The organism is Methylobacterium sp. D53M, assembly GCF_053345625.1.
In genome coordinates this window covers 1-12724 of sequence record NZ_JBKFAL010000015.1, presented here as the reverse complement: position 1 = coordinate 12724, position 12724 = coordinate 1, and the positions used below count along the sequence as shown (strand labels likewise).

The 12724-nt window shown below is 73.6% G+C and carries 16 protein-coding genes; 11 read left to right on the top strand and 5 right to left on the bottom strand.

The genetic code is table 11. The features are described 5' to 3' along the window. Positions 1-191: 191 nt before the first annotated feature. Positions 192-2336 (bottom strand): sodium-translocating pyrophosphatase, encoded by a 2145-nt coding sequence (locus ACLBYG_RS19620; protein WP_091927315.1) that lies wholly within the window; start codon positions 2334-2336, stop codon positions 192-194. Between the two features lie 448 nt (positions 2337-2784). Here ACLBYG_RS19620 and ACLBYG_RS19615 point away from each other — a divergent pair, with 448 nt between their 5' ends. Continuing rightward, positions 2785-3156, top strand: coding sequence for a hypothetical protein (locus ACLBYG_RS19615; RefSeq protein WP_026605043.1), 372 nt, complete (start codon positions 2785-2787; stop codon positions 3154-3156). Here ACLBYG_RS19615 and thiL read toward each other — a convergent pair. From thiL to ACLBYG_RS19595, 4 genes are all read right to left on the bottom strand, one after another. After that, complete coding sequence (thiL, locus tag ACLBYG_RS19610) at positions 3076-4071, bottom strand: thiamine-phosphate kinase (protein WP_447682528.1); 996 nt, start codon at positions 4069-4071, stop codon at positions 3076-3078. The two genes, ACLBYG_RS19615 and thiL, sit on opposite strands and share 81 nt — an antisense overlap. A gap of 3 nt (positions 4072-4074) precedes the next feature. Continuing rightward, complete coding sequence (gene nusB, locus ACLBYG_RS19605; protein ID WP_170863012.1) at positions 4075-4680, bottom strand: transcription antitermination factor NusB; 606 nt, start codon at positions 4678-4680, stop codon at positions 4075-4077. Positions 4681-4691: 11 nt separating this feature from the next. Beyond that, positions 4692-5186, bottom strand: a complete 495-nt coding sequence (ribH, locus tag ACLBYG_RS19600; protein WP_020093929.1) for a 6,7-dimethyl-8-ribityllumazine synthase — start codon at positions 5184-5186, stop codon at positions 4692-4694. A 143-nt stretch (positions 5187-5329) separates the two neighbouring features. Next, positions 5330-5917, bottom strand: coding sequence for a carboxymuconolactone decarboxylase family protein (locus tag ACLBYG_RS19595; RefSeq protein WP_447682527.1), 588 nt, complete (start codon positions 5915-5917; stop codon positions 5330-5332). Positions 5918-6091: 174 nt separating this feature from the next. On the opposite strand from ACLBYG_RS19595, the gene ACLBYG_RS19590 reads away from it, so the two are divergent. From ACLBYG_RS19590 to ACLBYG_RS19545, 10 genes are all read left to right on the top strand, one after another. Beyond that, positions 6092-6814, top strand: a complete 723-nt coding sequence (locus ACLBYG_RS19590; protein WP_041372745.1) for an SDR family NAD(P)-dependent oxidoreductase — start codon at positions 6092-6094, stop codon at positions 6812-6814. Positions 6815-6852: 38 nt separating this feature from the next. Further along, positions 6853-8010 carry a hypothetical protein gene (locus ACLBYG_RS19585; RefSeq protein WP_447682526.1) on the top strand — a complete coding sequence of 386 codons (1158 nt, stop codon included), beginning with the start codon at positions 6853-6855 and terminating at the stop codon, positions 8008-8010. Continuing rightward, complete coding sequence (locus tag ACLBYG_RS19580) at positions 8007-8531, top strand: NUDIX hydrolase (RefSeq protein ID WP_447682525.1); 525 nt, start codon at positions 8007-8009, stop codon at positions 8529-8531. The genes ACLBYG_RS19585 and ACLBYG_RS19580 overlap by 4 nt, the downstream gene beginning before the upstream one ends. Continuing rightward, positions 8528-8986 carry a TIGR02301 family protein gene (locus ACLBYG_RS19575; RefSeq protein ID WP_447682524.1) on the top strand — a complete coding sequence of 153 codons (459 nt, stop codon included), beginning with the start codon at positions 8528-8530 and terminating at the stop codon, positions 8984-8986. The genes ACLBYG_RS19580 and ACLBYG_RS19575 overlap by 4 nt, the downstream gene beginning before the upstream one ends. A 159-nt stretch (positions 8987-9145) precedes the next feature. Continuing rightward, on the top strand, positions 9146-9400 hold the full coding sequence (locus ACLBYG_RS19570; RefSeq protein WP_012320917.1) for a hypothetical protein: 255 nt from the start codon (positions 9146-9148) through the stop codon (positions 9398-9400). A 101-nt stretch (positions 9401-9501) separates the two neighbouring features. After that, positions 9502-10353: a CAF17-like 4Fe-4S cluster assembly/insertion protein YgfZ gene (ygfZ, locus tag ACLBYG_RS19565; RefSeq protein WP_447682523.1), complete on the top strand. Its 852-nt coding sequence runs from the start codon at positions 9502-9504 to the stop codon at positions 10351-10353. 130 nt (positions 10354-10483) lie between these two features. Then, complete coding sequence (locus tag ACLBYG_RS19560) at positions 10484-11098, top strand: DNA-3-methyladenine glycosylase I (protein WP_447682522.1); 615 nt, start codon at positions 10484-10486, stop codon at positions 11096-11098. Positions 11099-11124: 26 nt separating this feature from the next. Then, positions 11125-11685: a hydrolase gene (locus tag ACLBYG_RS19555; protein ID WP_091979887.1), complete on the top strand. Its 561-nt coding sequence runs from the start codon at positions 11125-11127 to the stop codon at positions 11683-11685. Positions 11686-11735: 50 nt separating this feature from the next. After that, the gene (locus tag ACLBYG_RS19550; RefSeq protein WP_447682521.1) at positions 11736-12248 is read left to right on the top strand and encodes a tyrosine phosphatase family protein; all 513 of its coding nucleotides are present in this window, start codon (positions 11736-11738) and stop codon (positions 12246-12248) included. Between the two features lie 139 nt (positions 12249-12387). Further along, entirely contained in the window at positions 12388-12648 is a 261-nt protein-coding gene (locus ACLBYG_RS19545; protein WP_447682520.1) for an exodeoxyribonuclease VII small subunit, read from the top strand. Positions 12649-12724 lie beyond the last annotated feature (76 nt).

The following is a 12724-nucleotide window of genomic DNA, read 5'->3' as shown; positions in this document are numbered from 1 at the left end:
TTACCTCGTGCTGGTGCGGCGGGGGCCGCGTCCGGGTTTTAATCCGGCGCCGAGGTGGCGCTGCGGCGCCGCGATGCCAAGGTGCTGCGCCGCGGGACTGACCGTCGCGTGCGGGGGCGCACACGGTGAAACGGGCAGGGCCGGGCTCGCGGAGAGCCCGGCCCCGTCGGCCGATCCGGTCTTCGCGGAACTCAGCTGTGCGCCAGCACGGCGAGCAGCAGCAGGGCGATGATGTTGGTGATCTTGATCGCCGGGTTCACCGCCGGACCGGCGGTGTCCTTGTAGGGGTCGCCGACCGTGTCACCGGTCACCGCCGCCTTGTGGGCGTCGGAGCCCTTGCCGCCGTGGTGGCCGTCCTCGATGTACTTCTTGGCGTTGTCCCAGGCACCGCCGCCCGAGGTCATCGAGATCGCCACGTAGAGGCCGGTGAGGATCACGCCGAGCAGGCTCGCGCCCACGGTGGCGAAGGCCTGGCTCTTCCCGGCGATGAACTGGATCACGAAGAACAGCACTATCGGCGACAGGACCGGCAGCAGCGACGGGATGATCATCTCCTTGATCGCCGCGCGAGTGAGCATGTCCACCGCCCGCCCGTAATCCGGCCGGTCCGTGCCCTGCATGATGCCGGGCTTGGCCCGGAACTGGCGCCGGACCTCCTCGACCACCGCGCCCGCCGCGCGCCCGACCGCCGTCATGGCGATGCCGGCGAACAGGAACGGGATCAGGCCGCCGAGCAGCAGCCCGACCACGACGTAGGGGTTGGAGAGCGAGAAATCGACGCTGACGCCCTGGAAGAAGCGGTACTGCGTCGGGCTCGCATGGGCGATGAAGTAGTTCAGGTCCGACGTGTAGGCGGCAAACAGCACCAGCGCGCCGAGACCCGCCGAGCCGATCGCATAGCCCTTCGTCACCGCCTTGGTGGTGTTGCCGACCGCGTCGAGGGCGTCGGTCGACTTGCGCACCTCCGAGGGCAGGCCCGCCATCTCGGCGATGCCGCCGGCATTGTCGGTGACCGGCCCGAAGGCGTCCAGCGCCACGATAAAGCCCGCGAGCGCCAGCATGGCGGTGACCGCGATGGCGATGCCGAACAGGCCGGCGAGCGCGTAGGTGCTGATGATGCCTGCCACGATCACGATGGCTGGCAGCGCGGTCGATTCGAGCGAGATCGCCAGCCCCTGGATCACGTTGGTGCCGTGGCCGGTCACCGACGCGTCGGCGATCGACTTCACCGGGCGGAAGTTGGTGCCCGTGTAGTACTCGGTGATCACGACGATCAGCGCCGTGATGGCGAGCCCGATCACCGCGCAGCCGAACAGAGCGGCCGACGTGAAGGTCAGGCCGGTCGAGGTGGTGAAGCTCGTCGAGAAGCCGCCGAGCAGGGTCATGTTGACCGCCGCGATCGCCGCGATGGAGAGCACGCCGGCGGCGATCAGCCCCTTGTAGAGCGCCCCCATGATCGACTGGTTCGCGCCGAGCCGCACCGCGTAGGTGCCGGCGATGGAGGTGAGGATGCAGGCCGACCCGATGGCGAGCGGGTAGAGCATCATCGGCTCGAGGACGTCGCGGTTGCTCCCGCCCGCGCCGGAGAAGAAGATCGCGGCCAGCACCATCGTGGCGACGACCGTGACCGCGTAGGTCTCGAACAGGTCGGCCGCCATGCCGGCGCAGTCGCCGACATTGTCGCCGACGTTGTCGGCGATGGTGGCGGGGTTGCGCGGATCGTCCTCCGGGATGCCGGCCTCGACCTTGCCGACGAGGTCGCCGCCGACATCGGCGCCCTTGGTGAAGATGCCGCCGCCGAGGCGGGCGAAGATCGAGATCAGCGAGGCGCCGAAGCCCAGCGCCACGAGGGCGTCGATCACCTCGCGGCTCGACGGCTCGAGATGGGCGGCGCGGGTGAGGAACAGGTAGTAGAGGGCGACGCCCAGCAGCGCGAGGCCCGCCACCAGCATGCCGGTCACCGCCCCCGACTTGAAGGCGACGTCGAGGCCGCCGCCCAGCGAGGTCGAGGCGGCCTGGGCCGTGCGGACGTTGGCCCGCACCGAGACGTTCATGCCGATGAAGCCGGCCGCGCCCGACAGCACGGCGCCGATCAGGAAGCCGACCGCGACCTTGATCCCGAGGAAGACGGCGAGGAGGACGAACAGGACGACGCCGACGAGGCCGATCGTCGTGTATTGCCGCCGGAGATAGGCCTGCGCGCCCTCGGCGATGGCGGCGGCGATCTCCTGCATGCGCTGCGTGCCGGCGTCGCGCCGCATCACGTCGAGGATCGTGACGATGCCGTAGGCGACGGCGCAGAGCCCGCCCGCGATGATCAGGACCAAGGGAATCATTCGACCGTCCTTGTTATTATCGTGCCTGGCGTTGGCTTGTGATTGTCGAGCTTGGCCGCCGGACGACGGCCATGGGACGTGGCGCTCGGATTCGGGGCTTTCCTTCCCAGAACAATGCCTTGATTGCCAAACTTCGCCGGGGAGCGCAAACGCCGCGTCGGTGGGCGACGCCGGGAATCGGGTCTCACGACCCGGGGGCTAATAAGCCCTCGAACCCGCAATGCTGCATTATGTTGCAGATCTGGATTCCCGCCGGCCGCTGCACCCGGTTCCATGGGCGCGAGCCCCCTCTTGCGTGCGGGAGAGGGGGCTGGGCGCGGCTCCCGCGAGCGGAGATGCCCGTCCCCCGAACTGGAACATCACGAACGCGAGCGGCTCGAGCGGCCGTTAACGTCGCCTTAACCAACCGATATTCTATTTTTGGTTGTATTCGGACGAGGGACTCGCCATGAGCAGCGACCAGGCCGCCAGGTTGGCAGCGACCATCGAGGTGTTGAGCGGCGCGGTCGGCTTCCTGATCGCAGAGCGGGTCGCGGCGCAGCCGGTCACGATCCAGGACGACCTGCTCTGCGTGCTGCAGCGCGCCCTGTCCCGGGCGCCGGGCGCGGGCGGGGACCCGGCCGGCCGCTGGATCCCGGTGGTCGCCGCCGCGATGATCGGCGAGGTCCGGCGCCAGATCGGCCACCCGGCCGGGGATTCCGCCGGCCCGATGATCTCGGGACCGGACGCGATCTGGGCGTCAGAAGTGGCTGAAGGCTCCGGCCGCGAACACGCGCTCGGCGCCATCGCGCATTTCGAAGCGCGGCGGGCCGTCGCCTGAGGTAACGGTGCCGATGGCGGCGACGGCGATCCCGGCCGCCGCGGCCTCGGCCCGGAAATCCGCCAGGCGCTCCGGCGCGACGGTGCAGAGGATCTCGTAATCGTCGCCGCCGGTCAGGACCGCCTCGATCAGGGCGGGATCCGCCGCGCAGGCGCACCGGGCCGCCTCCGAGAGCGGCACGTCCGCCGTCGCCACCCGGGCGGTGCGGCCCGCGCCCAGCATCTTGGCGAGATCGCCCGCGAGGCCGTCCGACACGTCCATGGCCGCCGAGGCGTGGCGGCGGATGGCCGGCGCGGCGGCGAGCCGCGGGCGCGGGTGCAGGTAGCGGTCGGCGAGTTCGGCCCGCAGCGCCGGATCGAGGCCGGCCGCCCAGGGGGCGCCGGGCTCCAGGCGCATCCGCAGGCCGAGGGCGGCGTCGCCGATCGTGCCGGTAACGCAGATCCGGTCGCCGACCGGCGCGGTGGTGCGCCGCACGATGGTGCCGGTCGGCAGCTCGCCGAACACGCTCACCGAGATCAGCGCGGGGCCGCGGGAGCGCACCGTGTCGCCACCGAGGAGCGGACAGCCGGCCGCCTCGGCCGCCGCGCCGAGCCCCTGCGCGAATCCGGCGAGCCAAGCCTCCGTCCAATCGTCGGGCAGCGCCAGGGTCAGCAGGAAGCCGCGCGGGACCGCGCCCTTGGCGGCGATGTCGGAGAGGTTCACGCCGAGCGCCTTGCGGGCGATCGAGGCCGGCGGATCCTCCGCGAAGCAGTGAACGCCCGCCACCACGGCGTCGGCGGTGAGGACGAGGTCGTGGCCCGGCGCCGGTGTCAGCGTGGCGGCGTCGTCCCGGAGCCCGTCGGCGCCCGGCCCCGCGAGCGGGGCGAAGTAGCGGGCGATCAGCCCCTCCTCGGAGGCGCGGGCCGGCCCGGCCAAGACTCAGGCCTTCCCGGCCGACGGTTTCCCAGCCGCAGCTTTGCCGGGGAGCGGCTTGGACGAGCCCGGCTTGCCCGAGGCCTTCGGGGCCCCGACCTCGCCCGGCCGGACCTCCCGGGCGACCCGGTCGAGGACGGCGTTGACGAGGCCCGGCTCGTCGGCCGTGTAGAAGCTGTGGGCGACGTCGACGTATTCCGAGATCGCCGCGGCCGCCGGCACGTCGCGGCGGAACATCAGCTCGTAGGCGCCCGCCCGCAGGATCGCCCGGAGCACGATCTCGATGCGCCGCAGCGGCCAGCCCTGCGCGAGGGCCTGGTCGAGCTTGGGGTCGATGGCGCGCTGCTCCTCGACCGTGCCGCGCAGCAGGTCGCGGAAGAACGCGGTCTCGGCCGGGGGATGGGCGATCCCGTCGACCTCCTGGCCGATCCAGAAGGCCTCGAACTCGGCGAGGGCGTCGAGCACGCCCTTGCCGGAGACGTCCATCTCGTAGAGCGCCTGCACCACCGCGAGGCGGGCGCCGCTGCGCAGGCTGATCTTGGCGGGGGCGCCGGCGGTGCCGGTGCCATTCTCCGCGCCGGTCTCCGGCTGGGTCTCGGGGGTCCCGGTCATGGGTGTATCCGTCATCGCGGGCGCGCGCCTTCGGCCGCACGCTTCAGGGCGAGCACGCCGAGCGCCGCCTCGGCGGCGCCGCCGCCCTTGTTCATCTCGGCGACCCGGGCGCGGGCGAGCGCCTGCGCCTCGGTCTCGACCGTGAGGATGCCGTTGCCCAGCGGCACGCGGCGCTGCACCGACAGGTCCATGAGCGCCCGGGCGCTCTCGCCGGCGACGATGTCGTAGTGGCCGGTCTCGCCGCGGATCACGCAGCCGAGCGCCACCACGGCGTCGTAGGCGCCCGTGTCGAGCAGGATCGCCACGGCGGCGGGGATCTCCAGGGCCCCCGGCACGGTGACCACGGTGGCCTGCGCGTCGGCGGCCGCGATCGCCGCCAGGGCGCCAGCCAGGAGTTCGTCGGCGATCGCGTCGTAGTAGCGCGCCTCGACCACGAGGATCCGGGCGCCGGCGAGCGCCGGGTCGGTGGGCTTGGGCGCCGAATCGGCGCGGGTATGGGCGACCATGGCTCTCGTCCGGCCGGGTTTTCGGGAACGGGCGGGCGGCACATCGGGCACCCGCACGGGGGAGGACGGTTAGACCGAAGCGGCCGGCGCCACAAGCCGCGCGGGATCGCCCCCGGCCCGCGCCGCGGCCGCGGCGGCGCGCCCTACCCGACCAGCGGCGGCAGCGGCGGGGCCGCGGGGCCGCCCTCCGGCAGGGCCGTGCGGGCGACGTTCATCGTCATGGCGAGCAGCGCGTAGTAGCCGTTGATGCCGGTCAGATCGATCGCCCCCTGCTCGCCGAAGCGCGCGACCAGGGCCGCGTAGGTCGCGTCGCTCACCGCGCGGTTGCGCATCAGCTCGGTCGAGAAAGCGTAGGCGAAGGCCTCGTCGGCGCTCATCGTGTCGGGGCGGCGCCCCTCGGCCAGCGCCCGCGCGGTCTCGGGGGCGACCCCGGCCTCGAGGGCGATCGGGTGGTGGATCGCCCACTCGACCGGCTGGCTCCACTCCCGCGCGACCACCAGGATCGCGAACTCGCTGATCCGCAGCGGCAGGACGCTGCCGTAGCGCAGGTACTGGCCCATCCGGCTCGCGCACAGCATCAGCTCGGGGCTGCGCAGGAGCGGCACGAACGGCCCGAAGACCGGGACGCCGCGCTCGGCCCGGAACGCGGCCGCCGCCTCTTCCTGCGCCGGAGAGAGGCCGCCGGCCGGGATCTCCGGCATGCGCTCCGCGCTGGTCTGCCCGCTGGCCATGCGTTTCCCCTCCGTGCTCCGGCGCCGCCGCGCGGCCCGCTCTGGATTTCCGGTGCCCGTGCGCCTAGACCATTGAGGCTCACCGGCACGCACCGCGCCCGACCGGGCGGCGATCCCTGAACGCCAGCGAGGCTTACGGCTTTGGCCCTCCCCGTCAACGAACGCCGGCGCATCATGCTGCTCACGGGCGCGAGCCGGGGCATCGGCCACGCCACCGTCAAGCGCTTCTCGGCCGCGGGCTGGCGCGTGATCACCTGCTCGCGCCACGCCTTCCCGGAGAACTGCCCCTGGGAGATGGGCCCCGAGGACCACCTGCAGGTCGACCTCGCCGACGCGCAGGACACGGTCCGCGCCGTCGAGGAGGTGCGGGGCCGGCTCGCCGCCGAGGGCGGGGTGCTGCACGCGCTGGTCAACAATGCCGGGATCTCGCCGAAGGGGCCGGAGGGCGAGCGCCTCGGCGCGCTGGCCACCGAGTTCGACACGTGGCAGCGGGTCTTCCAGGTCAACCTCTTCGCCACGATCCTGCTGGCCCGGGGCCTGCGCGAGGAACTGGCCCGGGCCAAGGGCTCGGTCGTCAACGTGACGTCGATCGCCGGCTCGCGCGTCCACCCCTTCGCGGGGGCGGCGTACGGCACCTCCAAGGCGGCGCTGGCTGGCCTGACCCGCGAGATGGCCGCCGATTTCGGGCCGCTCGGCGTGCGGGTGAACGCGATCTCGCCGGGCGAGATCGACACGTCGATCCTGTCGCCCGGCACCGAGAAGCTCGTCGAGCAGATCCCGCAGCGCCGGCTCGGCACGCCGGACGAGGTCGCCAAGGCGATCTACTTCCTGTGCACCGAGGCCTCCTCCTACGTGAACGGCGCCGAGCTCCACATCAACGGCGGCCAGCACGTTTGACCAGATCGGTCGCTTCCTGGGGCGCTTCCGCGCGCACGGTGTTACCGCGCCGGCACACGGCGGCGCGCCGCGGGCGGGTCGCGCTCGTCCTGGGCCTCCTCGCGTGCGTCGCGCCCGTCGCGGGGGCGCGGGCCGAGCCCGGGATCCGGATCCTCGACCTGCCCTTCAAGGTGCGGGCGCTGCGCGGCTCGCGCAGCGAGGCCGCGGTCTCGGTGGCGACCTCCGGGCTCCTGCCGATCACCGGCAACACGGCAGGGACAAAAGCCGGCGCGCAGGGCGGTGGCCAGCAGACCGGCGACGAGGAGAGCGCGCCGATCGCCGTGGTCTGGGGCGACGACGGCGGCGCCGTGCTCGCCCTCGCGGAGGGCGGCGTCACCGTGCGGCCGATCGGCCGGGACGCGGTCGAGGGGCTGACCGCCGCCGAGACGCCGCGCGGGGCCCTGCCGGGCTCGCGCCGGGCCCTCTCGGGCCCCCTGAGCGCCTATCTCACCGGGCGCACCCGCGCCCCCGACGGCGGCGCGGCCGCCGCGGTGCTGACGATCCGCGAGCGCCAGCCAATGGCGGTGAGCACCGATCCGAAGCCCGTCCCCGTGGCCACCGTGACGGTGCCGGCGGGGGGCGAGGCCGTGTTCGCGCCCCTGCGGCCGCGCCTGCTGCGCCTCGGGGACCGCCCGGCGCTGCTGGCGGCGACGCTGTCCGGCGCGGATGCCGGCGGCCTCGTGCTGATCGGCCGGCCCGCCGGCGATCCGGGCGCGGCCTGGGCCGTCGCCGCCCGCACGCCCGCCCAGCCGGGCCCACCCCTCAAGATCGCCGGCATCGCGGATTTCTCCGGATCGGGCGCCACTCAGGCCGCGACGGTCAGCGCCAAGGGCCGGCTCCAGCTCTGGACGCTGCGTCCCGACGCGATCGAGCCCGTCGGCGAGGCCGCGGGCTACGCGGCCGGCGACGGCGATTCGGATCTCGCCGTGACCGTTCCGGCCGGCGGCAGCCCCGAGCTCGTCCTGCCGGTGGCGGGCCGGCCGGAGATCGCCTTCGTGGCGGCCAAGGGCGGCCTGCGCGAGCGGGCGCGCGTGCCGCTGCCGGCCCCCGCGGAGACCGGCATCGTCGTCCTCGGCGAGGGAGCGGCGGCGCGGCTGCTCGTCGGCCTCGCCGACGGCCGAGTGGCCGTCGTGGCACCGGACGGGGGCAAGCCGTGACCGCGGGCGCACCGGATCCCGACAGCCGGCTGTTCCCGGCCCGGCCCTTCGTGGGCGCGTCGATCGCGGTGATCCGCGGCGAGCGGGTCCTGCTGGCGGCGCGGGCCAACGAGCCGATGCGCGGCGTCTGGACCCTGCCGGGCGGCCTCGTGGAGGCGGGCGAGTCCCTGGCCGAGGCGGCCCTGCGCGAACTGTCCGAGGAGGTCGGACTGCCCGCCGAGGTGGTCGGCGTGCTCTCGCCCACGGAGATCATCGTCCGGGACGAGGCCGGCCGGGCCCGCCACCACTACGTCGTCCACCCGCACGCCGCCCTGTGGTGCGGCGGCGAGCCCGTGGCCGGGCCCGAAGCCCTGGGCACCCGGTGGGCGACGCTCGCGGAGGTCGCGACCCTTCCGACCACCCCCGGCCTGGTCGACACCCTGCGCGAGGCCTTCGCGCGGGTGGCGGCCCGGGGCACGGATGGGAGCGCGGATCGGCGCGTAAATCGCGCGGGAATGCCGGGCGGGGAGCCGACGGCGTGAGGCGCCCCGCGACCCTCCTGTGCCTGCTGGCACTCCTGGCAGGCCCGGTCTCCGCGCAGGCGCTGGCGCAGCAGCGCTCCGGCCGGAGCGGCGCGCCCGCCAAGGAAGCCGCGAAGGAGCCGTCCAAGGAGGCGCCCGCCCCCGCGGACGTGCCCGCGCCCTACGACCGCGACCTGCTGCGCATGTCCGAGATCATCGGGGCCCTGGCGTTCCTGCGGAACCTCTGCGCGGCCCCGGACGCGGCCGACTGGCCGGCCCGCATGAAGGCGCTGATCGACTCCGAGGGCGTGACCCCGGCCCGCCGCGACCGGCTGGCCGGCGCCTACAACCGCGGCTATCGCGGCTACGCGCTGACCTACCGGGTCTGCACGCCCGCGGCCCACGAGGCGGCCGCACGGTACGTCGCGGAGGGCGACCGGCTGTCGCACGCTCTGGCCGGGCGTTTCGGGGGGTGATGCAGGTACAGCACACATACCGGCGATGCCGGCGAAACATCGGATTTGAGCGCTCGCGTTAACCGATCCGAAATTCTCGGCTGGCCGAGCCGCCGGGACCTGCTTATCATCCATTGCGTCCGCCGGGCCCCGTGTCCGGCGCAATGGAAGTATCCGGCCATGCAGCACAGCTCTCACACCGCCCCCATCGAGGTCGATGTCGAGGAGAAACGCGTCGCGCTGAGTTACGTCTCGGAAGCGTTCGCGGAAGGCTGCCTCGATGGTCTCGACGGTGACTGCATGGCCCAGGCCGCCCTGTTCGCGGCTTTTCAGGAACTCGTGACGACGTACGGCGAAGAAGCCACGGCCCGCTACGCGGAGGGATTCCCGGAGCGCATCCGCGGGGGCGCGTTCACCACGACGCTCCAGCATTGAGCGCGTGAGCGCGGACGGTTGAGGCGCGGGCGGTCAGCGACTACGTCCCGGGTCCGCGGTCCGGCCAGCCGGACCGTCCGCGCCCCGAGGAATCGCCGCCCATGCCCGTCGCCCTGCTGCCGGACCGCGCCCTGGTCACCGTCACCGGACCGGACGCCACGACGCTGCTCCAGGGCGTCCTGACCTGCAACGTCGAGATGCTCCAGCCCGGTGAGGCGCGCCTCGGCGCCCTGCTCACGCCGCAGGGCAAGATCCTCTTCGATTTCCTGGTCTCGCGGATCCCCGACGGCTTCCGGTTCGACGTGCTGGCCGACAGGGCCGCGGACCTCGCCAAGCGCCTGACGCTCTATCGCCTGCGCGCGCAAGCGACCATCGCGGCCGACCCGACCGTCGCGGTCGCGGCGGCCTGGGCCGGCGCGGCCCCGCCCGCCGCGGAGGCGCTGGCCGATTCCCGCGCGGCCGATCTCGGCGCCCGTCTCTACGCCGAAGCGGGCGCCTTCTCGGCGGACGCCGCCGAGGCCGAGTACCACGCGCACCGGATCGCCCTCGGCGTGCCCGAGGGCGGACGCGACTTCGCCTTCGGCGACGCCTTTCCGCACGAGGCGCTGATGGATCAGCTCGGCGGCGTCGACTTCCGCAAGGGCTGCTACGTCGGCCAGGAAGTGGTCTCGCGGATGCAGCACCGCGGCACGGCCCGAACCCGCATCCTGGCGGCCGCCTACGCGGACGCCGCGCCCGCGCCCGGCATCGAGATCACCGCGGGCGGCAAGGTGCTCGGCACCACGGGCAGCACCGCGGGGAACCGCGGCCTCGCCACGGTCCGCCTCGACCGACTGGGCGACGCGCTCGCCTCCGGCGAGACCCCGCGCGCGGGCGACCAGCCCGTGACGCTGACGCGCCCCGCCTGCGCGACCTTCGCCATGCCGGACACGGCGGCGAGCGCGGCCGGGTAGGATCGCGACGCGCGGGAACGGGCCGCGTGACCGCGGCTCGTCTTGCACCGGCGGAAGGGACCGTCGGGGCGGCCGTGCGGCCGCCGCCGCGACGGTGGCGTTCCGCTCCTGTTCTCGTTACCATCGCCGTATGTCCGAGACCGGCCTCATCGACCATCCCGACGGCTGCCCACGCTGCTGGTGGGCCGGGCTCGACCCGCTCTACGTCGCCTATCACGACGCCGAGTGGGGCGTGCCCGAGCATGACGGCCGCGCCCTCTACGAGAAGCTGATCCTCGACGGCTTCCAGGCCGGGCTGTCGTGGATCACCATCCTGCGCCGCCGGGACGGGTTCCGCGACGCCTTCGCGGATTTCGATCCCGAGCGGATCGCCCGCTTCACCGAGTCGGACGTCGCGCGGCTGATGGCCGACACCCGCATCATTCGCAACCGCGCCAAGATCCAGGGCACCGTCGCGGGCGCCCGGGCGTGGCTGCGGATCGAGGAGCGCGGCCCCGGCTTCGCGCACTTCCTGTGGGACTTCGTCGACGGCCGGCCGGTCCAGGGCACGGCCCGGACCCGCGCGGAGATCGCCACCGAGACGCCGGTCTCCCGGGCGATCGGCAAGGCCCTGAAGGCCGAGGGCTTCTCCTTCTGCGGGCCGACCATCGTGCACGCGTTCATGCAGGCGGTGGGCATGGTCAACGATCACCTCGTCGGCTGCCACCGGCACGGGCCCTGCGCCGCGCTGGGCGGGTCCCGGTGAGCGCGCCGCCGCGCGCGTGGCAGCGCATGCTCTCTGGCCGCCGCCTCGACCTCCTCGACCCGGCGCCCGGGGACATCGAGATCGCCGACATCGCCCACGGCCTCGCCCGGGTCGCGCGCTGGAACGGCCAGACCCGCGGGCCGCACGTCTTCTCGGTGGCCCAGCACAGCCTGCTGGTCGAGGCGGTGGGCCGCCACCTCGCCCCCGGCTGCACCGACCGGGACGGGCTCGAGCTGCTCCTGCACGACGCGCCGGAATACGTGGTCGGGGACATCATCTCGCCGCTCAAGGCCGCCATCGGCGACGCCTATCGCGGCGTCGAGCTGCGCCTGCTCGCGGCGGTGCGCCGCCGCTTCGAGCTGGCCGCCCCCTCGCCCGCCCTCGCCCGGCTCGTGAAGCGGGCCGACCGGATCGCCGCCCACGCCGAGGCGGTGCGCCTCGCCGGCTTCGCGCCGGAGGAGGCCGAGCGCTATTTCGGCCCCTCGGTCGACCTGCCCGAGCCGGTGTCGGCCCTGGCCGGGCCGTGGCCGACCGCCGAGGCCGAGGCGCGATTCCTCGCGCGCTTCACCGCCCTGTCCCCGCCCTGACGGATCTTCGCCCTCGATCCGTCACGATCGCAGGTCACTGGCGCCCCACCATGCCGACCCTCCACGTCTGTCCGCTCTCGCGCCTGCCCGAGACCGTCGCCGCCACGGGCGCGAGCCACGTGCTCACGCTGATCAATGTCGGCACGCCGCTGGAGCGGCCGGCCGTGATCGACGCCGCGAACCACGCCATCATCTGGGTCAGCGACATCGCGGCAGCCCGGGACGGACATGTTTTGCCGGCTGAAGAACACGTGGCCCGGCTTCTCGACTTCGTCCGGACCTGGCCGCGGGAGAAGCCGCTGGTGATCCACTGCTACGCCGGGATCAGCCGCTCGACGGCCGCCGCCTACATCGCGGCCTGCGCGCTGGCGCCCGAGCGCGACGAGGCGGCGATCGCCGACGCCCTGCGGTCCGCCTCGCCCTCGGCGACGCCCAACGCCCTGTTCGTGGCGATCGCCGACCGGATGCTCGACCGCGACGGCCGCATGATCGCGGCGATCGCCCGCATCGGGCGCGGCGCCGACGCCTTCGAGGGCACGCCGTTCACCCTCGCGCTGGCGTGAACCGAACGCAGGTGCGAAGTGTGGCGCAAACGCCGCCGCGTCCGTCCAAAACGGTGCGGACCCGGCCGGCGGACTGGCCCCCAGGGTTGTGGCGACCGGGGATCGCGCCGTACAAACACCCCCAAAGGAAGTATCTGGGATGAGTGCGAGCAGACCCGAGGTGGCCGCCGCCGCCGGCGACCTGCCCTTCGAGAAGGCGCTGGAACAGCTCGAGGAAATCGTCCGCCGGCTCGAGCGCGGCGACGTGCCGCTCGACGAGTCGGTGGCGATCTACGAGCGCGGCGAGGTGCTGAAGAAGCATTGCGAGGCGCTGCTGAAGCGGGCCGAGGCGCGGATCCAGCGGATCACGCTGGGCTCCGACGGGCGGCCCGAGGGCGTCGCCCCGCTCGACATGTCCTGAGGCTCGGCGGTCGAACCGATCCCATCCGTTAGAGGTTGATGCCGTGGCGATTACCCCCGAGCAGAGTGCACTTCTC